Origin of the sequence: Pseudomonas sp. 43A (assembly GCF_013363935.1) — a bacterium.
In the GTDB taxonomy this organism is placed as follows: domain Bacteria; phylum Pseudomonadota; class Gammaproteobacteria; order Pseudomonadales; family Pseudomonadaceae; genus Aquipseudomonas; species Aquipseudomonas crudilactis.
Genome location: NZ_CP054880.1, coordinates 2,565,235 through 2,586,499 on the forward strand (window position 1 = coordinate 2,565,235; position 21,265 = coordinate 2,586,499).

A 21,265-nucleotide genomic window follows, 5' to 3' on the forward strand; every position below is an offset into this window, starting at 1 on the left:
GAGTGTAAAGCTGGTTATCGACCCCCGCCACAAGGACGTTCCTTTTCCCTCCGAACAAGCCCCGACATGTTCAGACCTCTCTTCGTATTTATCGGCACGCGTTATACCCGTGCAAAGCGTCGCAATCATTTTGTGTCATTCATTTCCCTGACTTCGATGATCGGGCTCGCCCTTGGCGTGGTCGTGATGATCGTCGTGCTGTCGGTGATGAATGGCTTCGATCATGAGATGCGCACCCGCGTGCTGGGCATGGTGCCCCACGCGACCATTGAATCCACTGAGCCGATCAACGATTGGCAAAGCCTGGCTACCAAGGTCAAGCAGAACCCGCAGGTGACGGCGGTTGCGCCGTTCACCCAGATGCAGGGCCTGCTGACCAATAACGGTCAGGTGTCCAAGGTGTTGCTCAACGCCATCGACCCTGCGCTCGAGCGCAACGTGTCGATCATCGATAACTTCATGAAGCAGGGCAAACTCGACGATTTGACGCCGGGCAGCTTCGGCATCGTCATCGGCGACAAGGCCGCGACCAAGCTCGGCGTGGGCATCGGTGACAAAGTCACCTTTGTTGCGCCGGAGGTCAGTGTGACCCCGGCCGGGATGTTCCCGCGCATGAAGCGCTTCACCGTGGTCGGCATTTTCCATGTCGGCGCCGGTGAGCTCGATGGTTATCTGGGTGTGACCAACCTGCAGGATCTGGCGAAGATGCACCGCTGGAAGCCTGATCAGGTGCAGGGCATCCGCCTGAAGTTCGACGACCTGTTCCAGGCGCCGCGTGTGGCATGGAACATTGCCCAGCAACTCGGCGAAGACCATTACTACGCCCGTGACTGGACGCGCACCCACGGCAATCTGTATCAGGCAATCCGTATGGAAAAAGCCATGATCGGCCTGCTGTTGCTGCTGATCGTCGCCGTCGCAGCGTTCAACATCATCTCCACGCTGGTGATGGTGGTCAACGACAAGAAGGGCGATATCGCCATTCTGCGCACATTGGGCGCAACGCCGGGCACGATCATGCGCACGTTCATGGTGCAAGGCACGGTGATCGGTGTGGTCGGCACGGCGATTGGCGCGGTGCTCGGGATTCTCGCCGCGCTCAACGTCAGCGCGGCGATTTCGGCACTGGAAGGCCTGATCGGCCACAAATTCCTTAATGCTGACGTGTATTTCATTGATTATCTTCCGTCGCAGGTGCAGAGCCAGGATGTGGTCATGGTCTGTGCGGCGGCGTTGGTCCTGAGTTTCCTCGCCACCCTGTATCCCGCCTGGCGTGCCGCGCGCACCCAGCCGGCGGAGGCGCTACGTTATGAGTGAGTCGGGCATGAGTGAACAAGCAATCTTGAGCTGCCGCAACCTGGGCAAATCCTACGAGGAAGGCCCGGAATCGGTAGAAGTACTGGCCGGCCTGCAACTGGAGTTGCACCCGGGCGAGCGTGTCGCGATCGTCGGCACTTCGGGTTCGGGCAAAAGTACTTTGCTCAACCTGCTCGGCGGCCTCGATACGCCAACCAAGGGCAGCGTCTGGCTCGACGGTGAAGAGCTGTCGGCGCTGAGCGAGAAGAAACGTGGCCTGCTGCGTAACCGTTCGCTCGGTTTCGTCTACCAGTTCCACCACTTGCTGCCGGAATTCACTGCGCTGGAAAACGTCTGCATGCCGCTGCTGATCGGCAAGACGCCGATCCCGGAAGCGCGTCAGCGTGCCACGGCATTGCTGGAGCGCGTCGGCCTCGGTCATCGTCTGGAACACAAACCGGCGGAATTGTCCGGTGGCGAGCGTCAACGTGTCGCCATTGCTCGCGCTCTGGTGAACAAGCCAGGTCTGGTGATGCTCGACGAGCCGACCGGCAACCTCGACTCCCACACCGCCCAGGGCATTCAGGATTTGATGCTGGAACTCAGCACCTCAATGCGCACGGCGTTTCTGGTGGTGACTCACGACATGAACCTGGCCCGCCAGATGGATCGCGTACTGCACCTGCAAGAAGGTCGCCTCACGCCTATCTGATTGGCTGAAACCCGACGCCGGAAACGGCGTCGGGTCTTTTATTTTTATACGGTGCCCCAGCGAATGTTCAGACCGTTATCGATCTTTATCGGCACGCGCTATACCCGCGCCAAGCGCCGCAATCGCTTTGTTTCGTTCATTTCGATGACCTCGATGATCGGCCTCGCCCTCGGCGTGCTGGCGATGATCGTGGTGTTGTCGGTGATGAACGGCTTCCAGCGCGAAATGAGCTCGCGCATCCTCGGCATGGTGCCGCACGCGACCATCGTTGGCGTCAAGCCTATTGAGGACTGGCAGCCTGTGGCTGCTGCCGCGATGAAGAATCCTGAAGTGACTGCGGCCGTGCCGTTCACTGAGATGGAAGGCATGCTGTCCTACAAGGGCCTGATGCAGCCGATCCAGATCAGCGGCGTTGATCCGGCGCAGGAAGGCAAAGTGTCGATTGTTGCCCAGCACATTGTGCAGGGTCGTCTTGATGCCTTGAAACCGGGCGAGTTTGGCGTGGTGATTGGTGAAATCACCGCGCGACGCTTCCGCCTCAACGTCGGCGACAAAATCACCCTGATCGTGCCGGAAGTCAGCACCGCACCGGGTGGCATCACCCCGCGTATGCAGCGTCTGAACGTGGTCGGCGTGTTCAAGGTTGGCGCTGAACTGGACGGCTCGATGGGCCTGATCCATGTGGCTGACGCCGCAACCATGCAGCACTGGGAGCCGAATCAGGTACAGAGCGTGCGTCTGGCGGTGAAAGACCTGTACGCCGCACCGAAAGTCTCCTCGGACATCGCCGCCGGCCTGGGCGCCAATTTCAAGGCTGATGACTGGACCCACACCCAGGGCAGCCTGTTCAGCGCGATGAAAATGGAAAAAACCATGATCGGCCTGTTGTTGCTGATGATCGTCGCGGTGGCGGCGTTCAACATCATCGCGACCCTGATCATGGTGGTGAACGACAAGGGTGCGGACATCGCCATCCTGCGCACCATCGGCGCCACGCCACGGCAGATCATGGCGATCTTCATGGTGCAAGGCACGGTGATCGGGATTGTCGGCACCATCATTGGCGGTGTGTTGGGCGTAATCGCCGCGCTGAATGTCAGTGAGTTGGTCGGCTGGGTCGAGCGTGTGAGCGGGCAGCATATTTTCAGCTCGGACGTGTATTTCGTCAGCAATCTGCCGTCGGAATTGCAGGGTGGGGATGTGCTGTTGATCTGCTCGGCGGGCTTTATTCTGAGCTTTTTGGCGACGGTGTATCCGGCGTGGCGGGCGGCGAAGATCGAGCCGGCTCACGCGCTGAGATATTCCTGAGTTTCAAGTCCGTCTTCGCGAGCAAGCTCGCTCCCACAGGGTTTTGGGTCGTTCACCAATTGTGATTCAACTCGATACCTGTGGGAGCGAGCTTGCTCGCGAAGGGGCCTGAATGGCTGGCCTCAATTCTGCTTGGGCAGCTCAATCACAAACCGCGTCCATTTCGCCTCCGATTCGCAACGAATCTGCCCACCGTGGGCACGGACGATGGATTGAGTAATCGCCAGCCCCAACCCCGCATGCTCACTGCTGCCTTCCTGCCGCGCCGGATCGGCCCGGTAAAACCGGTCAAACAGCCGCGGCAACAACTCTGCAGAAATCCCTTCGCCACTGTTCTCGACTGAAATGCCCACGGCGTTCGGTTGATCAACGATCCGCAAGCTCACATAACCCTCAATCGGGGTAAAGCGCAGCGCGTTATCCAGCAAATTCGACAAGGCCCGGCGCAACATACTGCGGTCACCTTCAATCCGCGCATTGCCCGCGCGGCTCAGTTTGACCCCGGCGTCCTCCGCCAATGGTGCAAAAAATTCCAGCAACACGTCGCTCTCATCCGCCAGCTCCAGCGGTTCACGCTTGGGCATCAGCAAGCCATGGTCAGCCTTGGCCAGATACAACATGTCGTTGACCAGTTGCGCCATCCATTGCAGCTCTTCGAGGTTGCTGTGCAGTGCTTCGCGGTAATCCTCGATCGGCCGTGGGCGGGTGAGGGTGACTTGGGTGTGAGTGAGCAGGTTTGACAGCGGTGTGCGCAGTTCATGGGCGATGTCGGCGGAAAACGCCGAGAGCCGCTGAAACGAGTCGTCGAGGCGTGCGAGCATGGCGTTGAAGCTGTGGGCCATTTCCGCAAGCTCGGGTGGCATTTGTTCTTCTGGGAGTCGGGCATTCAGCGATTGTGCGGAAATCCCACGGGCAACTGCACTCATGCGTCGCAATGGCCGTAAGCCGCTGCGTGCTGCCCAGGCACCGAGCAACGCCGTCGCCAGCGCTGACAACCCGACGGTCAGCCAGATCAGGTGCTGCATGCGTTGCAGGAAGTGTTGGTGATGGGTGATGTCCAGCAACAAGGACAGTTGCGGTGAATCGGCTTTGTCCGGGTAGAGCTGGGCGTTAAGCACGCGGTAATCGGTGCCGTCATGGCTTATGGTCGACAGGCCGGATTGTTGCGGCAAATCCTTGGGGATTTGCGTCGAACTGTCATACCAGCGCTGGCCGTCAGTGCCGGTAATGCGCAGCGACAGATCGGCCTGACGGCTGAGTTCATCCGCCAGCCGTGCTTCACGCTGAGCAGGCTGAAGATCCTGCAGCGCTCGGCGCAGACCAATCAGCTTACCGTCCAGTTGCTGTTGGTCGAGTTCGATGAAGTGCGCCTCGCTGGCGCGGTTGAACAACACCCCGGCGAACAACGAAACCACAGCGGTGCACGCGGCAAACAACAAGGCCAGGCGCGAACTCAGGGACAACCGACGCATCAGGCGCCACGCTCTTCGAGCACGTAACCCATGCCGCGCACGGTGTGGATCAGCTTGTTGGGGAATTCGTCGTCGATCTTCAGGCGCAAACGGCGGATTGCCACTTCGATGACATTGGTGTCGCTGTCGAAGTTCATGTCCCAGACTTGTGAGGCGATCAGCGATTTCGGCAGCACTTCGCCTTGGCGACGCAGGAGCATTTCCAGCAGGGCAAACTCCTTGGCGGTCAGGTCGATACGCTGACCACTTCGCTCGACCCGGCGGCGAATCAGATCCAGACGCAAATCGGCCATTTGCAGACTGGTTTCCTGCGGCGTGGCGCTGCCACGACGCAATAGACTGCGCACCCGCGCCAGTAACTCGGAGAAGGCGAAGGGTTTGACCAGATAATCATCAGCGCCCAGTTCGAGGCCGTGAACCCTGTCTTCCACGGCGTCTTTGGCCGTGAGAAAAAGTACCGGCGTATCCAGCCCGGCACTGCGCACCGCTTGCAGAATCTGCCAGCCACTGCGACCGGGCAGCATCACGTCGAGGATCAACAGCGCATAATCACCGGTCAGTGCCAGTTGCTGACCGCTGTTGCCGTCGGCCACCAGTTCCGTATTGAACCCGGCCTCGGTCAGGCCCTGGCGCAGGTATTGGCCGGTTTTCGCTTGGTCTTCGACGATCAACAGTTTCATGGGCGACTCGGGTTATTCGGGGGGGATTCGATTGAAAGCTTTATACCGTGAGAGCACGCGGCAAGCGCCAACCTGACAAAGTTGTAATCTGCCTGTCAGCTAGATGCCAGCGCAGGCCGGCTAGAGTTTCCCACAGGCTGAACCTTATCTTGTTGGAGAACGACCATGTTTTTACGCCAATCCCTGACGTTGGCTGCCTGTCTGTTGGCGCTGAGTTCGCCAGTGTGGGCCGCACCCGCCCACACCTACGATTTCGGCCAGCCAGCGCCTGCCGCCAAAGCCACGCGTAGCATTGAGGTGGTGATGGGCGATATGTCCTTCGATCCCAAGGTCATTCAGATCAAGGCCGGTGAGACCGTTCGCTTTGTGCTGGTGAATAAAGGCCAGTTGTTGCACGAATTCAACCTCGGTGACGCGTCGATGCACGCCAGACACCAGCAGGAAATGTTGCAGATGCAGCAAAGCGGCATGCTTACGCCTACCGGCATGAAGGAAATGTCCCACGACATGGCCGGCATGGATCACGCCGCGATGGGCCATGGCATGAAGCATGACGACCCGAACAGTGTGCTGGTCGAACCGGGCAAGACAGCCGAACTGACCTGGACCTTCAGCAAGGCCACCAGCCTGGAATTCGCCTGCAATATTCCCGGGCATTATCAGGCGGGCATGGTCGGCAAACTGACTGTCAGTCAGTAAGCACTCAAAGGCGCGGGCAAAGGCTGGTAGAATCCGCTGATTCTTCAGTCAGGTTTCCGCCATGCATCCCGCAGCCGAACACTCGCCGCTGGGCAAATCCAGCGAATACATCGCCACGTACACACCGTCCCTGCTGTTCCCGATTCCGCGCACCGCGAAATGGGCCGAGCTGGGCCTGACCGCCGAAACCCTGCCGTATAAAGGTGTGGATTTCTGGAACTGCTTCGAGCTGTCGTGGCTGTTGCCATCCGGCAAGCCAGTGGTGGCGATTGGCGAATTCAGCATTCCGGCGGATTCGCCGAATATCATCGAATCGAAGTCGTTCAAGCTGTATTTGAACTCGCTGAACCAGACGGCGTTTGCCGACGTTGCCTCTTTGGAAGCAACGCTGGTCAAGGACCTTTCTGCCGCTGCCGGCAAGCCGGTGGGCGTGCGGGTTCGCAGCCTGAAGGACGTGGAAGCGGAAGGCGTCGTGGCGTTGCCGGGCATGTGCATCGACGATCTGGATATCAGCGTCAGCAACTATGAGCATCCGCGCCCGGAACTGCTGCGTTGCGATGCGTCGCGGATTGTCGAGGAGACGGTGTATAGCCATCTGCTCAAATCCAATTGCCCGGTGACCAGCCAACCGGACTGGGGCACGGTGGTGGTGGAGTATCGCGGCTCGGCGCTGGATCATGCGAGTTTGCTGGAATATATCGTCAGCTTCCGTCAGCACTCGGACTTCCATGAGCAGTGTGTGGAGCGGATATTTCTTGATCTGCAACGACTGCTGAAGCCAGAAAAGCTGACCGTATTTGCCCGTTACGTGCGTCGCGGTGGTCTGGATATCAATCCGTATCGCAGCACCGAAAACGTACAGCTGCCGAACCACCGCCTCGTGCGTCAATAAAGATCAACTGTAGGAGTGAGCCTGCTCGCGATAGCGGTGTGTCAGCTGACGATGATGTTAACTGACACACCGCTATCGCGAGCAGGCTCACTCCTACAGGGGAACGCATTGCCAAAGTTGAAATGAAAAAGCCCTGCCAGTGATGGCAGGGCTTTTTGCGTTTCGGGGGGAGTCAGATCCCCATGCTGCCCAGCGCGTTGACGATATTGCGCAGGGTGCCGGCAATCGCCGGGTGTTCGAGTTCGAAGCGATCAACCGCCAGATTGACGCCGTCAGCGATGCTGGCGTCTTGTGTGGCAGTCTCCAGTTGAATTTCGGATTCGATCTGCGCCATCAGCGCATGCAAATCCTCACGCTCGGCTTCCGACAGCGGCGGATTCTGCTCCAGCTGCTCGCGCAGGGTATCGAGCTGTTTTTGCAGTTCTTGGGCGGGCATGGTGTTTTCCTTTTATCAATAGGCACTGGCATTGACCGCAGCCGCGCGCCAAAGGTCTATGGCTGACCTTTAGATTAATCCACTCCCGGCAAACCTGCATGATCCCGATCAGGGCTTTTCGCCTTTGAGGCGGCGCAGGTTGATGTCGGCGAGGCAGGTGTCGAGTTCGCCCAGATGATCGATCACCGAGTGCACGCCCAGGCCGAATAACTTCACAGTGGCCTTGCCACGCCGTTGTTCGCGTTCTTTCTGGCTCAAGGCTTGCCATTCCTCCGGCGCCAAGCCGCACAGCGAACCGCAGGAAGCGAGGCCGATGGTCCACAGCCCGGCATTCAGGCCGGCCTGCAGCAGACGCGGCTCACCGCTGACCAGCACGCAACCGTCCAGACTGGCGACGTTCAAGTCCATCAAGGCTTGCCAGCAGGCATTTGGCGCAGGCCACGGATTGAGTGTTGCCGAATGTTGCGCAGGTTTGATCGACGCCGGCAGTGAGGCCGACAACGATTGGGCGAGGGCAGGGGGCAGTTCATCCAGCCAAGCGCAGGGAATCTGCTGGCGCTGCAAATTGTGCAGACTGTCGAGCGCGCCCGGTGTGGCTTCGGCATACTCGGGCAGGGCGATCGCCTGTTGGCGGGCGCGAGCACCGAAATCCACCAGACAACCGCTGAGTCCAAACAGTACGGCCGTCAGGCTGGACGCGGCGACGGGCAAGGTTTCGGCGTGAGTCATGGCAGCGTCCCTGAAATAGCGTTAAGGCTAGTCATTCCAGGTGACAGTTGCGTGACGGCTATGTGAAACGCGGCGTGGGAGGCGTCCTACAACTTTGCACAATTGGCCGACTGCCCAAACGGGCTTTTGCGCTTATACTAGCGGCCTTAATGCCCGGGCCCCGATGTCCGCGACAGTACACATCCAAGGAGTTTTTCTATGCGCTGGAGCTATCCGCTCGCTCAGCTAAGTGTATGTGCCGGCCTGTTGCTGGCGCCGTTCGCCACTCAGGCCGCAACGGAAGAAGACCCTTGGGAAAGCGTCAACCGCCCGATTTTCCAGTTCAACGACTTTGTTGACACTTACGCGCTGAAGCCACTGGCGCAGGGCTATGAGTTCGTTACGCCGCAGTTCCTCGAAGACGGCATCCACAACATGTTCCGCAACGTCGGTGACGTCACCAACCTTGCCAACAACATCCTGCAGGCCAAACCGGCTGCTGCAGGTGTCGACACCGCCCGCCTGATTTTCAACACCACCTTCGGTCTGCTCGGTTTCTTCGATGTCGGCACCAAGATGGGCTTGAATCGCAGTGATGAAGACTTCGGTCAGACTCTTGGTTACTGGGGCGTGGGCAGTGGTCCGTACGTGATGCTGCCGCTGATGGGCCCAAGCACCTTGCGTGATGCGCCTTCGAAGTACGTCGACAGCTACACCGGTATGTATCGCTACATCAACGATGTGCCGGTGCGTAACTCGATCTTTGGTCTGAACATCGTCGACACCCGCGCCAGCCTGCTGTCGAGCGAGAAGCTGATCAGTGGCGACAAGTACACCTTCATCCGCAATGCCTACTTGCAGAACCGCGAGTTCAAGGTGAAGGATGGCCAGGTCGAAGACGATTTTTAATCTCGACCGGTAAAAACAAAGGCGACCTCAGGGTCGCCTTTTTTGTGTGTAGCTATTTCATCTTCAGGATGGTCAGGCCGAGCTTCTGACCGCCACCATCCTGCGGTCTGATCCAGACTACTTCAGTGTCGGCCTCAAGGCCGCTGAGTGCGGCGTGATCGGAGTCGATACGCACGCTCAAACGGTCGCCGACTGCGAACTGGCGCGGCGCTTCGACCTGCATGCCACTGCTGGAGAGGTCGATGCAAACGCCTGAAACCTCATCCCCTTCATGAATCAACACGACATCGGCATCGACCCGCATGCGGATGAAATCGCGCTTTTCGCTGTAGTCCCGACCGGTTTGACTCATGGCTTCGTCCTTCCATTGGGTTACGGTTTGAGCTGTTCTTATAACTCTCGGTGATTTGACAAGTAAAGTCGTCAAGCGACCATCGGCGCATGCTTGAAACGCTCTGCGGATGGGAGTACCGTCTGCGCCTTAGAAGGGCACCTCTGGTGTAACCGCGTTTGCAGCCAATGCTCGAAAGCGGTGCAGCAGAGAGGCTAGAAAGCGAATCCAGTAGTCTGCGCAGGGCCAAATGCCTCGCCAACTACGCCAACCTAATTCTGGCGCCGTTTGCCCACATGCCAAAAACCAGTGCCACGCTGCTGATAATCGATGATGACGAAGTAGTGCGCGCGAGCCTCGCGGCCTATTTGGAAGACAGTGGTTTCAGCGTCCTGCAGGCCAGCAATGGCCAACAGGGTCTTCAGGTATTCGAGCAAGACACGCCCGACCTGGTCATCTGCGATCTGCGCATGCCGCAGATGGGCGGTCTCGAACTGATCCGTCAGGTCACCGAGCGGTCGCCGCAGACGCCAGTGATCGTGGTGTCGGGTGCCGGCGTGATGAACGACGCGGTCGAGGCTTTGCGCCTGGGCGCGGCGGATTACCTGATCAAGCCTCTCGAAGATCTGGCTGTGCTCGAGCACTCTGTGCGCCGGGCCCTGGATCGTGCGCGCCTGCTGCTGGAAAACCAGCGCTACCGCGAGAAGCTGGAAAAGGCCAACCGCGAGCTCGAGGCCAGCCTGAACCTGCTCCAGGAAGACCAGAACGCCGGTCGCCAGGTGCAGATGAACATGCTGCCGGAAAGCCCGTGGAGCATCGACGAGTTCAAGTTTGCCCACCAGATCATCCCGTCGTTGTACCTGTCGGGTGATTTTGTCGACTATTTCCGTGTCGACGAGCGCCGGGTCGCGTTTTATCTGGCGGATGTATCCGGTCATGGCGCCTCTTCAGCCTTCGTCACCGTGCTGCTGAAGTTCATGACCACACGCTTGCTGTTCGAATCCAAGCGCAACGGCACCTTGCCGGAATTCAAGCCTTCGGAAGTCCTTGGTCATATCAACCGGGGGCTGATCAGTTGTAAGCTGGGTAAACACGTCACAATGGTCGGTGGAGTCATCGACGAGGAGACCGGTTTGTTGACCTATAGCATCGGCGGCCATCTGCCGTTGCCTGTGTTGTACACGCCTGACAGTGTTCGTTATCTCGAAGGGCGTGGTCTGCCGGTGGGCCTCTTCAATGAAGCCACCTACGAAGATCACGTGCTTGAGCTGCCGCCGACGTTCAGCCTGACGCTGATGTCGGATGGCATTCTGGATCTTTTGCCAGAACCTACGCTCAAGGAAAAAGAAGCCGCTTTGCCTCAACGGGTGAAGTCGGCGGGCGGCAGCCTGGATGGTCTGCGGCAAGTGTTTGGATTGGCCACGCTAGGGGAGATGCCGGATGATATCGCCCTGTTGGTGTTGAGCAGGAATCTTTAATGAGTACCGGTAGAATCCAGTTCGCCGAGCAGGACGGCACTTTCGTCCTGAAATTCGTCGGTGAAGTTCGCCTGACCCTGTGTTCGGCGTTGGATGCGACTATTGAGAAAATCTTCACCGCGCTGAATTTCAACGCGATCGTGATCGATTTGACCGAAACCCGCAGCATCGACAGCACGACGTTGGGCCTGCTGGCCAAACTGTCGATCCTGTCGCGGCAGAAGGTCGGCCTGCTGCCGACTGTCGTCACCACCCACGAAGACATCACCCGTCTGCTGCAGTCGATGGGGTTCGAGCAGGTGTTCAACATCGTCAACCACCCGGTGCCATGCCCGGAGTGCCTGGACGACCTGCCAGATCAGGACCAGTCGGAAGAAGTGGTACGGATCAAGGTGCTCGAAGCGCACAAGATCCTCATGGGCCTCAACGACTCCAATCGTGAAGCGTTCCATGATCTGGTGAATGCCCTCGAGCGGCATTGATCTCATGAAGTGATGTTGTCTGGGCTGGCCCCTTCGCGAGCAAGCTCGCTCCCACACTGGATCAGTGTCGATCACCAATCCCCTTGTGGGAGTGAGCCTGCTCGCGATAGCTCTCGCAAGAACACTGGAATTATCCAGCACCCACAAAAAAGGGCGAACCCTCACAGGTTCGCCCTTTTTGCATTTCACCCACTCAAATCAAAGCTTGGCCTGCAACAACGCCTCAAGCTTCTCCTGGTCGCGAGCAAACTGACGGATGCCCTCGGCCAGTTTCTCGGTGGCCATTGCGTCTTCGTTGGACAACCAGCGGAATTGCGCTTCGTTGAGGCTCAGACGGGCTTCACCGGCGTTGCCCGGGGCCAGTTTGCGCTCCAGCTTGCCGGTGTCGGCTGCCAGCTTATCGATCAGGTCCGGGCTGATGGTCAGACGGTCACAGCCGGCCAGTTGCTCGATCTGATTGAGGTTACGGAAGCTCGCGCCCATGACCACGGTCTTGTAGTCATTGGACTTGTAGTAGTTGTAGATGCGGGTGACCGACTGTACGCCCGGATCATCGGCACCGGTGTAGTCGTTGCCGTTGGCCTTCTTGTACCAGTCGTAGATGCGGCCCACGAATGGCGAAATCAGGAACACGCCAGCGTCGGCGCAAGCGGCGGCCTGTGCGAAGGAAAACAGCAGGGTCAGGTTGGTCTGGATGCCTTCCTTCTCCAGCACTTCGGCGGCGCGAATGCCTTCCCAGGTCGAGGCGATCTTGATCAGTACGCGATCACGGCCAATGCCGGCCTTGTCGTACAGCTCGATCAAGCGATGCGCGCGTTTCAGCACGGCATCCTTGTCGAACGACAGCCGCGCATCCACTTCGGTGGAGATGCGGCCCGGAATCACTTTGAGAATTTCCTGACCCACCGCAACGCCGAAGCGGTCGCTCGCCAAGCCCACATCGCCTTTGCAGTCGCTGACGCAAGCGTTCAGCAATTCGGCATAAGCGGGAATGGCCGCAGCTTTGAGCAGCAGGGAAGGGTTGGTGGTGGCGTCGACCGGTTTGACTCGGGCGATCGCTTCGAAGTCGCCGGTGTCGGCAACAACGGTGGTGAATTGTTTGAGTTGTTCCAGCTTGGAAGTCATGGGCGTGCTCTGTCCTATGGGTCTGATGACATTACCCGAGCGCTGACAGCCACTCAAGGGCGGGTACGTGTATCGATGGCCCCTGCGGCAACAACCTGAAAACGATTGTTTGAAAGGTGGGGCGGGTTATCGATGAATACGATGCCAAAATGGCCAACAGGTTCAAAGCAACCGACCTGCGTGCAGGTCGGTTGCGCACGGACTACTCGGCGTTCAACAAGGCTTCAACCGACATGCGCGCCGGTTTCGGCTGGCCGTCAGAGGTCAGCAGGCCGAAGTTCTTCTCGCGGTCGTTACTGCCCGAATCACTGTTCTTCCATTCGTAAATGGAGGTCAGCGGAATATTGAGCTTTTTAACATCGCCAATAAACGCGTTGATCTTGCTCGCTTGCCCTTCAGGCCCGCCATTGGAGGCGAGCGCCGAGATGCCCCATTCACTGATGACCCCCGGCAGGTGGAAGTTCTGCTGAATAAAGTTTTGCGCGTTGCTGATCTGCGTGGCCGTCATGCCGTAGGGGTGATAGGACACCGCGCTCAGGCATTTCGGGTATTCGCTGACAATACGATTAAGCGCCACGGTTGAGGCAGAACCGGCGCTTGGCGGCCGGGCGAAGCCGTAGCCGATCACCGGCGTTGATGGCGGTTGATCCTGCAGCGCCTTGCACACGCCGCTCATGAACGGCACAAACGTTGTGTCGAAATTGCGCGTCGGCCAGTAGGTTTCCAGGTCTGGTTCATTCCATAGCTCGATCGCCACCAGTTGCTTGCCGTATGACTGTTGCAGCCCGGTCACGGCGTTGCCGAAGCGTTCACCGGCAGTGATTAGCTCGGCGCTCGATGTCGCGGGCAACGCCTTGATCGCGCGGACCGTCAGCAACACCGGCAAGCCCGCAGACTGGGCCGCCGCGAAGGCATCGCTGACCTGTTTCTGATAAGCCTTGGCCGTCAGGCTGTCGCTCCACACACCGAAGCGGACAAAACCGAAGCCTGCCGATTTGATCTGTGCGGCGTCAGCGGCGGAGAAGTTCTGAATCTTCACCTGCACACCGATGTTCTTGGCCGGAAGGTTGGGAAACGTTTCGCTGGCGTGCACCTGAGTCGTTGCACTCAGCACTGTCAGCGCCAGTGCGCCGAGTTGTTTGAGATGTGTTGATTTCATGTCTGCTCTCCCGAAGAGAAGTGACAACTACGAATATTGATCTCGTTACTCGGTTTTCGAACAAGATGATGGCACTTAGTGCGCGAATGTTATTTTTTGTCGGAAATAAAACAGCCGAAAATCACAGTTATTTTTAGTCCGTTAATTGTGGTTGGGGGACTTTTAGACGCTGTGGTACTTAATGCTCCAGTACTAACAGGGCGAATCTATTTCTGAGTGCAGGAAGATCTTGAGGGTTCATTCAATTGCTCTCGGGATGTTGGCCGTTTGACATTACACAGGAAAGTAAAACCTTGTTCAGAAAGATCCTTGTTGTTTGCGTGGGCAACATATGCCGAAGTCCGACGGCAGAACTGATGCTGCGCAACGCGCTAGCGCCTTCAGCGATCACCGTTTCCTCCGCAGGCCTGTCGGCGCGGGTGGGCGAGGGCGTTGAAGCTTCCGCACGGCAGGTGCTCGAAGACCATGGGCATAGCGCCGAAGGCTTCACGGCACGGCAATTGACCGCCGACATCGTCAATGAATCAGACCTGATTCTGGTCATGGAAAAACAGCATGTTAATCAAGTATTGAAGATTGCCTCTCATGCGAGGGGCAAAGTATTTCTGCTCGGCAAGTGGCAGAGCGAGCGCGAAATACAAGATCCGTATCGTCAAGGCAAGGCCGCTTTTATTCATGCCCATGCATTGATTGAAGATGCTGTCAGCTCATGGGCACAACGCCTCGCGCGTTGATGAATATTCTTCAGATCAATGAATGGTAAGAACAGACTTATGCAGTTACCGTCCGTCATCGGCACCCGCGACAATGATCAAGACAGTATTGATCTTCTCGGCATATTCGGCAGTTTGATCGACCAGAAATGGTTGATCGGCGCGCTCACCGGCGCCTTCATGGTCACCGGCGTGGCCTACGCAGTGTTGGCCACGCCCGTGTACCTGGCCAATGCGCTGGTGCAGGTCGAGCCGAAGAAGAACGACATGCTCGGCTTCTCCGACCTCAACAGCATGCTCGGTGGGCAATCGCCGTCGGTGACCGAAATCGGCATCATCAAATCCCGCGCGGTGATCGGCAAAACCGTCGACGACCTGCGTCTGGACATCGATGTCACCCCCAACACCTTCCCGATGATTGGCGGCTTTCTCGCCCGGCGTTATCGCGGTGAGACCGAAACCAGCGTTGCTGCGCCGCGTTTCGGCCTGAACAGTTACGCCTGGGGCGGCGAGCGTCTGGAGTTTGCCCGGCTCAATCTGCCGAAAGAACTGTTGGGCAAGAAGCTCACCCTGATCGCCGGTGAGCAGAAGCACTTCCAGTTACTCGATGACAACGACAACCTGCTGGTCGAAGGCATCGCCGGCGAAGCGTTCGCGCAGGACGGTGTAGAAGGGCAGATCACCCAGTTGCTGGCGAATCCCGGTACGCGTTTCGAAGTGGTGCGCAACCCGCGAATCGTGACTATTCAAGGCTATCAGGACGCGCTGGATATCTCCGAGCAGGGCAAGGAATCGGGGATTATCAAACTGGCGCTGGCCAGCAGCGACGCCGCTGAGGCAGTGAAGATCCTCAACAAGATCGCCGCGCTTTACGTCGATCAGAACGTGCGCCGCACCTCGGCGGAAGCGGCGCAAAGTCTGGCTTTCCTGCAAAGCCAGCTGCCGCAGGTCAAGCGTGATCTGGCCAAGGCCAGCGATGCGCTGAACGCCTATCAGACTCACGGCAAAACCGTGAACATCTCGCTGGAAACCCAGTCGGTGCTCGGTCAGTCGGTGGCGCTGGAAACGCGGATTTCCGAGCTGAAAATGCAGCAAGCGGAGATGGACCGCAAGTTCACCAAACAGCACCCGGCCTATCGCGCGTTGATGAGCCAGATCGGCGAATTGACCCAGCAACAGAAGTCGCTGGAAGGCAAAGTCGGCGATCTGCCTGCCACGCAACAAGAGCTGCTCAACCTGACCCGCGATGTCGAAGTGGCCTCGCAGATCTACACGCAGTTGCTGAACAAATCCCAGGAGCTGGACATCGTCCGCGCCGGCGCCGTCGGTAATGTGCGTCTGGTCGATGCGGCGGATGTCGACCTGACCAGCCCGGTCAAACCGAAAAAAGCGCTGATCGTTATCATCGCCACATTCCTCGGTGCCTTCGTTGGTGTAGCGCTGGTGCTGCTGCGCAAATCCTTGAGCCGTGGCCTCGAAGGCCCGGAAGCTATCGAGCAACTCGGCTTGCCGGTGTACGCGTCGATTCCGTACAGCGCCTTGCAGGATGAAGAAGACAACAAAAAAGGCCGCGCCCGCGACGGCGTCGACAAGCCGGCGTACCTGTTGGCCCTGCGTAACCCGACGGATCTGTCGATCGAATCGATCCGCAGTCTGCGTACCTGCCTGCATTTCGCCGGGCTCGATTCGACCAACAACCGCATCATGATTTCCGGGCCGAGCCCGCAAGTGGGCAAGACCTTCGTCTCGTCCAACCTCGCGGCGGTCATGGCCCTGAGCGGCCAGCGCGTGGTGCTGATCGATGCCGACATGCGCAAAGGTCATCTGCACAAAACCCTCAACACGCCGATCACCAACGGCTTGTCCGATCTGCTGGTCAAGCGCTGCAGCATCGATCAGGCGATCAACAAAATCGAAGTCGACAACCTGCACTTCATCAGTCGCGGTCAGGTGCCACCGAATCCGTCCGAGCTGTTGATGCACGCCAACTTCCGCGAGCTGCTGGCGGAACTGAGCGAGCGCTACGACCTGGTGATCATCGATACGCCGCCGCTGCTGGCGGTGACCGATGCCGCGATTGTCGGCCGAGAAGCGGGGATCAGCCTGATCGTTACGCGCTTCGGGGTGAACCCGGCCAAAGAGATCGAACTGACCATTCGCCGCTTCGCGCAGAACGGTATCGAGTTGAAAGGCGCGGTGTTCAACGGCGTTGAGAAGCGCGCGGCCAGCTACTACGGCAATGGCGGCTACGGCTATTACAACTACGAATACGCGTCCGACAAATCCTGACTGTCAGCGACTGTTTTTTCCTCTTTGAAGTGGGTGATTTGTGAAAAAAATACTGCACGTGGCAGAGACGATCAAAGGTGGCGTCGCGACGGTGATCCGGACGATTTCGGCCTCGCCGGAAGGTGATGCGGCAAACTACGAGCTGGTGTATCTGGTTCCGGAGGATCAGGCCAAAGAGTTGCACGGCATCGGCGCGCAGCAGATCCGCACCTTTCCCCGCACCGGGCGCAACGTGCCGTCGCTGCTGCGTTTTGCCTGGCGTCTGACCCAGGTGATGCTCAAGGAAAAACCCGATGTGGTGCATTTGCACAGCACCTTTTCCGGAGTCATCGGCCGGTGCGTGTGTGTGCTGCTGCGACCGTGGCGCAAGCCGAAAATCGTCTACTGCCCGCACGCGTTTTCATTCTTGATGGAAAGCTCGCCGACCAAGCAGAAAGTCTATGCGTGGATCGAGCGGGTGCTGCAGAAAGTCACCGACGTGATCATTTGCGTCAGCCAGTACGAACTCGACAAAGCCGCGCGCTTCGGTATCGAGCGCAAGCGCATGACGCTGATCTACAACGGCATTCATCGCAAGGAAGACGCACAGAAAGCGGTTGGCAACGAGCCGATTCAGCTGCTGTTCGTTGGCCGCCTCGACTATCAAAAGGGCTTCGATGTGCTGCTCAAGGCTTACGCCAAGGTGCAGCGCAGCGACATGAAGCTGACCGTGGTCGGCAGTGCCGTCAACGAGGACGCGGTCGAGTGCCCACCGATGGACGGCGTCGAGTACCTGCCTTGGGTCACCCCGAGCGAAGTGCAGGCGCTGTATCAACAATCCGATGCGCTGATCGTGCCGAGCCGCTGGGAAGGTTTCGCCATGGTGCCGCTGGAAGGCATGGCCATGGGCTTGCCGGTAATCGCCAGCAATTGCACGTCACTGCCTGAACTGGTCACCAACGAAGTGTCTGGCTACGTCTTTCCGTCCGGTGATCACCAGGCGCTGGCCGATGTGCTGACGATTATCCAGAAGCCTCGCCTGCTCGATCTCGGCAACCAAGGACGGAGCATCGTCCGCGAGCGTTTCAGCGCCGCGTTGATGATTCGCCAGACCTACGACTTGTACCGCGCTCCCACTTTTTAAGTAGAACTCAAGCATATGAACGTAACGATTTTGCATGGCTACAGTGCGTCCAACTCCGGTGACGGCCTGCTCGTCGATCTGGCCATCGCCCTGGTGCAACGCAACTTTGGCGAAGACACCGCGATCAGTGTGGTGGCGTCCGATCCGGACTCTTTCAGCTATCTGCCGCACCCGCGTTTCGATGCGCCGGTGATGGCGGCCAAGGGTTTGGGTCGGGTCAAGCAAGCGGTGTTTCTCAATCAGTCCTACGCCGGGCTGGCGGATCTGTTGAAGAAAACCGATCTGATCGTCGGTGTTGGTGGCGGCTACATGCGCTCGAAAAGCGCCTTCGAACACATCAAGCTGAAACTCGGCCACGCCAAGCAACTGGAAACCGCGATCCTCAGCAAAGTGCCGTCGGTGTACCTGCCGCAAAGCATCGGCCCGTTCCATGGCGAGAGCAGCAAGATCGTCGAGCACTACGCCAGCGCCGACGCGGTGTTCGTGCGCGACAATCGCTCTTCGGCGATTTTCGATGCCTGCGCCAACGTCTACCGCGCACCGGATCTGGCGGTGCAGTCGCTGGCGAGCAAAATCCTTCAGCAAGCGAAGTTCACCCGCTGCGCGTCGTCGCCAGCCACGGTCTGCGTGGTGCTGCGCAAGCCGCCGGAGTGGAGCAAGGAAAAGAAGGTCGCTTACGTGGCCAACTTGAAGTTGCTGCTGCAGCGCCTGAAGAACAAAAGCAAAGTCGTCTGTGCGGTACAGAGCGCGGTGCGCGGTAACGATGACGGTGCGTTCTATCGCGAACTGGGCATCACCGAAGACTTGTTGTCGTTGAAAGCGACGATTGCCAAATACCAACCGGACCTGGTGATTTCCGTGCGTCTGCACGGCGCCATCGAATCGCTGCTTTCCGGCGTGCCGGCGTACCACATCAGCTACGAGCGCAAAGGCTTCGGCGCCTATCAGGACATGGGCGTGGACGACTGGGTGATCAACGGCGGCGACATCAATGTCGACACCATCATCGACACGGTCTACGCGCCGAATGCGTTGTCGAATTTCGGCAAGCGCCTGACCGACACTTGCCGTGAAATCGAAGCGAAAACCGTGGCCATGGACGACATCATCAAGGGTGTCATTCGATGATATCTCGGCTGCTGCTTCGCGGCGGAGCCTTGGGCGCGAAGTTTTTGCTGGTGTTGGCGATCACCAATTACCTCGGGTATGAGGCGCTGGGTTTTTACGGCGTGGTGGTCGCAGCGTCGCTGATTGCGTCGAAGTTTTACAGCGTCGGTTTCAGTTCCGAGATCAATCGGTTGATCAGCGTTGGCGGCAGTTCGCGCCGGGTGGTCGACAAAGTCCTGCTGCTGTATCTGGCGGTGGGGCTGTTGTTGTCGGTAGCGACAGTGCTGATCTATTCACTGTTCCAGACAGTTGAAGCGGGTGCCGCGCTGATCCTTTGTGTGACGCTGGTGTTGCTCACTGAACACCTGTCGTTCGAGATCAACTCGTTCGTGTTTTCCGCGCAGAAAGCCACGGCGGGCGCGTTGCTGTTTTTCATCAAGACCGGCCTGTGGGCGGTGTTGGCGGTAGGCGGGATGATGCTCGGTTGGGTCGCGGGAATCGCCAGTGTGTTGTGGCTGTGGGTCGCCGCCAACGTGCTGGTGATCATCGCCGGTTACCTGATCGTGGTGAACGTGCACAAGGGACGAGTCGCCGGCACGTTGGCCACGGCCACGGTGTGGAAGGCCGGCTTGCCGTTCTACCTCGGCACTGGGCTGATCGCGCTGAGTCAGTACGCCGAACGCTTTCTGATCATCGACCTTGAGCCCTACGCCAGCCTCGGTAAATACGTGTACGCGTGGTCGGCGGCGAACACTTTGCAGGCGTTGTCGTACGCGGTGGTCGCGGTGGTCGGGATTCCGGTGCTGGCCAAGCGTTTTCAGGCTGAGCAACAGGCGTTCACGGTCAAGCAGTTGTTCGTTAACAAGTGGGTGATGCGCTCGCTGCTGGTGTCGGCGGCGGTAGCGGTGGCGATCTATGTGTTTTTCAACGTGGTGCTCGATTACGTCGCCACCAGCGTGCCGCGTCCGGACAATGCAATCCTCGGCGTACTGATTTTCTCCTTCGCTTTGCGCGCGATTGGCGACATCGTCTGGGGCGGTCTGATTGCCTCGAAAAACAGTCGGGTGTCACTGGCAAGCGCTGCCATTTGCTTGTTGATTTCGGTGCCGGTCAGCTATCTGTTGATCAAGCACTATTCGATCTACGGCGCGGCGTGGGGCAACGTCTTCGCGATCATCGTGCAGCTCGTGGTGATTGCCGTGCTGACCCGCGCAACCGGTGCGAAAAAGGCTGCGTTGTCATGGGCCTGAAACTGCCGTGCATCGAGTTTCGCGGCAAGCGACTCGATTCGTATGTCTCGTTCCTGATCCTCTTCACCGGGCTGTTTCTCTCGGTGGCGATGCCGCTGCTGATCCCCCGTGATCCGGGCCCCGATGCGATGACCTTGTGGTCCTCCTACGCCCGTGCCGACAACTGCAATTTCTGGAACCCGTTCTCGCCCGATCGCTCCTCCTACGAGTGTTCGGCGTTCCTGCTGCGGCCCACCGGGATCAACCTGACCAATGCCTGGGCCTACGGCATGTTCTGTAATTTTTTCCTCACGGCGATCCCGGTGGTGGTGTTTCGGCGCATGCCGTTGGCGATCTTCGGCACCCTGTGTCTGTGGGGGATTGTGCGCTCGTTCTTCCTGGAGAACCTGACCAAGGAAATCATTGTGTCAGTGGCGGTGTTGAGCATTCTGCTCAGCTCGCTGACGCGCAAATATCGCGGCGGATTCTTTCTCTCGGCAGTGATCTACGGCGTGCTGATCCGGCCCTACTGGATTTTGTTTTCGCTGTCGTGGGTCGGCGTCTGTGTGATGAAAAAGTACGTGTCGCGCACGACCTTCTTCCTGATGTTGTTTCTGTTCTACCTGGCGGTAGCCATGTCGATTCAGCTCGCACTGGGCTTCCCGGTGTCGTCGATTCGCGCCAGCAACAACGAACTGCGCACGGCAGGCGAGGAGGGTTCGAAATCGTTGATCGTATCGTGGCTCAGCGGCAGCGACTTCGTTTCGCAGGCGCTGGACTCGATGATCATCTTCTTTCGCTTGTCGTTCCCGGTAGAGCTGATTCTGCTGTCGGGTCCGGGGCAGGTGATCTTCGTCGCGTTGATGATCATGACTGCGTTGCTGCTGTTCAAAGTCATCACCTCGACCGATTACAAAGGCGCGCCGATCCAGACCAAACCCAAGGAACTGATCGCTATCCCGCTGGCGTTTCTGCTGGTGCAAGGTCTGTTCGAGCCGGACTTCGGCTCCTTCGCCCGGCACTTCTCGATGGTGGTGCCGGTGTTGTTCGTCGGCCTGGGCTTGATGCTGCGGGCGAACAAACCGGTGCAGGTTGAATCAAGAATTCTGAATTGAGG

Annotated in this window: 21 protein-coding genes; 14 read left to right on the top strand and 7 right to left on the bottom strand. The window is 58.6% G+C overall.

The features are described from left to right. Nucleotides 1-66: 66 nt before the first annotated feature. The 3 genes from HUW52_RS11460 to HUW52_RS11470 all read left to right on the top strand — a co-directional run bounded on the left by HUW52_RS11460 (nucleotide 67) and on the right by HUW52_RS11470 (nucleotide 3,316). The gene (locus HUW52_RS11460) at nucleotides 67-1,317 is read left to right on the top strand and encodes a lipoprotein-releasing ABC transporter permease subunit (RefSeq protein ID WP_150730818.1); all 1,251 of its coding nucleotides are present in this window, start codon (nucleotides 67-69) and stop codon (nucleotides 1,315-1,317) included. Next, nucleotides 1,310-2,008, top strand: coding sequence for a lipoprotein-releasing ABC transporter ATP-binding protein LolD (gene lolD, locus HUW52_RS11465; RefSeq protein ID WP_016986734.1), 699 nt, complete (start codon nucleotides 1,310-1,312; stop codon nucleotides 2,006-2,008). Before HUW52_RS11460 ends, lolD begins: the two co-directional genes overlap by 8 nt. A 63-nt stretch (nucleotides 2,009-2,071) precedes the next feature. Then, entirely contained in the window at nucleotides 2,072-3,316 is a 1,245-nt protein-coding gene (locus HUW52_RS11470; protein WP_175553680.1) for a lipoprotein-releasing ABC transporter permease subunit, read from the top strand. 122 nt (nucleotides 3,317-3,438) lie between these two features. Here the strand turns inward: HUW52_RS11470 and HUW52_RS11475 are convergent, their stop codons facing one another. Further along, nucleotides 3,439-4,788, bottom strand: a complete 1,350-nt coding sequence (locus HUW52_RS11475) for a heavy metal sensor histidine kinase (RefSeq protein ID WP_175553681.1) — start codon at nucleotides 4,786-4,788, stop codon at nucleotides 3,439-3,441. Beyond that, on the bottom strand, nucleotides 4,788-5,468 hold the full coding sequence (locus tag HUW52_RS11480) for a heavy metal response regulator transcription factor (RefSeq protein ID WP_016986731.1): 681 nt from the start codon (nucleotides 5,466-5,468) through the stop codon (nucleotides 4,788-4,790). The genes HUW52_RS11475 and HUW52_RS11480 overlap by 1 nt, the downstream gene beginning before the upstream one ends. Before the next feature lie 165 nt (nucleotides 5,469-5,633). On the opposite strand from HUW52_RS11480, the gene HUW52_RS11485 reads away from it, so the two are divergent. Together HUW52_RS11485 and queF are read left to right on the top strand one after the other, a co-directional pair. Beyond that, entirely contained in the window at nucleotides 5,634-6,167 is a 534-nt protein-coding gene (locus HUW52_RS11485; protein ID WP_175553682.1) for a plastocyanin/azurin family copper-binding protein, read from the top strand. Between the two features lie 61 nt (nucleotides 6,168-6,228). Then, nucleotides 6,229-7,059 carry an NADPH-dependent 7-cyano-7-deazaguanine reductase QueF gene (gene queF, locus HUW52_RS11490; RefSeq protein ID WP_175553683.1) on the top strand — a complete coding sequence of 277 codons (831 nt, stop codon included), beginning with the start codon at nucleotides 6,229-6,231 and terminating at the stop codon, nucleotides 7,057-7,059. A 172-nt stretch (nucleotides 7,060-7,231) separates the two neighbouring features. On the opposite strand, the gene HUW52_RS11495 is transcribed toward queF, so the two are convergent. Beyond that, entirely contained in the window at nucleotides 7,232-7,495 is a 264-nt protein-coding gene (locus tag HUW52_RS11495; RefSeq protein ID WP_007910520.1) for a DUF4404 family protein, read from the bottom strand. A gap of 108 nt (nucleotides 7,496-7,603) precedes the next feature. After that, nucleotides 7,604-8,224 (bottom strand): HAD family phosphatase, encoded by a 621-nt coding sequence (locus HUW52_RS11500; RefSeq protein WP_175553684.1) that lies wholly within the window; start codon nucleotides 8,222-8,224, stop codon nucleotides 7,604-7,606. A 198-nt stretch (nucleotides 8,225-8,422) separates the two neighbouring features. Here HUW52_RS11500 and HUW52_RS11505 point away from each other — a divergent pair, with 198 nt between their 5' ends. After that, nucleotides 8,423-9,112: a VacJ family lipoprotein gene (locus tag HUW52_RS11505; protein ID WP_064117869.1), complete on the top strand. Its 690-nt coding sequence runs from the start codon at nucleotides 8,423-8,425 to the stop codon at nucleotides 9,110-9,112. 52 nt (nucleotides 9,113-9,164) lie between these two features. Here the strand turns inward: HUW52_RS11505 and HUW52_RS11510 are convergent, their stop codons facing one another. Then, nucleotides 9,165-9,464, bottom strand: a complete 300-nt coding sequence (locus tag HUW52_RS11510; protein ID WP_016986725.1) for a PilZ domain-containing protein — start codon at nucleotides 9,462-9,464, stop codon at nucleotides 9,165-9,167. 275 nt (nucleotides 9,465-9,739) lie between these two features. On the opposite strand from HUW52_RS11510, the gene rssB reads away from it, so the two are divergent. Both rssB and rssC read left to right on the top strand, forming a co-directional pair. Further along, entirely contained in the window at nucleotides 9,740-10,921 is a 1,182-nt protein-coding gene (gene rssB / locus HUW52_RS11515; RefSeq protein ID WP_016986724.1) for a two-component system response regulator RssB, read from the top strand. Then, the gene (gene rssC / locus HUW52_RS11520; RefSeq protein ID WP_003226553.1) at nucleotides 10,921-11,403 is read left to right on the top strand and encodes an anti-sigma factor antagonist RssC; all 483 of its coding nucleotides are present in this window, start codon (nucleotides 10,921-10,923) and stop codon (nucleotides 11,401-11,403) included. The genes rssB and rssC overlap by 1 nt, the downstream gene beginning before the upstream one ends. Before the next feature lie 198 nt (nucleotides 11,404-11,601). On the opposite strand, the gene tal is transcribed toward rssC, so the two are convergent. Both tal and HUW52_RS11530 read right to left on the bottom strand, forming a co-directional pair. Beyond that, nucleotides 11,602-12,528, bottom strand: a complete 927-nt coding sequence (gene tal, locus HUW52_RS11525; RefSeq protein ID WP_007910528.1) for a transaldolase — start codon at nucleotides 12,526-12,528, stop codon at nucleotides 11,602-11,604. A 202-nt stretch (nucleotides 12,529-12,730) separates the two neighbouring features. Further along, nucleotides 12,731-13,687: a cellulase family glycosylhydrolase gene (locus HUW52_RS11530; RefSeq protein WP_175553685.1), complete on the bottom strand. Its 957-nt coding sequence runs from the start codon at nucleotides 13,685-13,687 to the stop codon at nucleotides 12,731-12,733. A 293-nt stretch (nucleotides 13,688-13,980) separates the two neighbouring features. Between HUW52_RS11530 and HUW52_RS11535 the strand changes: the two genes are divergently transcribed. Genes HUW52_RS11535 through HUW52_RS11560 form a run of 6 tightly spaced genes read left to right on the top strand, consistent with a single transcriptional unit; the run spans nucleotide 13,981 to nucleotide 21,263 of the window. Next, the gene (locus tag HUW52_RS11535; RefSeq protein WP_064117874.1) at nucleotides 13,981-14,421 is read left to right on the top strand and encodes a low molecular weight protein-tyrosine-phosphatase; all 441 of its coding nucleotides are present in this window, start codon (nucleotides 13,981-13,983) and stop codon (nucleotides 14,419-14,421) included. A 39-nt stretch (nucleotides 14,422-14,460) separates the two neighbouring features. Then, complete coding sequence (locus HUW52_RS11540) at nucleotides 14,461-16,689, top strand: polysaccharide biosynthesis tyrosine autokinase (protein ID WP_175553686.1); 2,229 nt, start codon at nucleotides 14,461-14,463, stop codon at nucleotides 16,687-16,689. A gap of 40 nt (nucleotides 16,690-16,729) precedes the next feature. After that, nucleotides 16,730-17,812, top strand: coding sequence for a glycosyltransferase (locus HUW52_RS11545; protein WP_175553687.1), 1,083 nt, complete (start codon nucleotides 16,730-16,732; stop codon nucleotides 17,810-17,812). 15 nt (nucleotides 17,813-17,827) lie between these two features. Then, nucleotides 17,828-18,940: a polysaccharide pyruvyl transferase family protein gene (locus tag HUW52_RS11550; RefSeq protein WP_016986719.1), complete on the top strand. Its 1,113-nt coding sequence runs from the start codon at nucleotides 17,828-17,830 to the stop codon at nucleotides 18,938-18,940. Beyond that, on the top strand, nucleotides 18,937-20,169 hold the full coding sequence (locus HUW52_RS11555; RefSeq protein WP_175553688.1) for a phosphoribosylaminoimidazole carboxylase: 1,233 nt from the start codon (nucleotides 18,937-18,939) through the stop codon (nucleotides 20,167-20,169). The genes HUW52_RS11550 and HUW52_RS11555 overlap by 4 nt, the downstream gene beginning before the upstream one ends. Next, entirely contained in the window at nucleotides 20,160-21,263 is a 1,104-nt protein-coding gene (locus tag HUW52_RS11560; RefSeq protein WP_016986717.1) for a hypothetical protein, read from the top strand. Before HUW52_RS11555 ends, HUW52_RS11560 begins: the two co-directional genes overlap by 10 nt. Nucleotides 21,264-21,265: the final 2 nt, after the last annotated feature.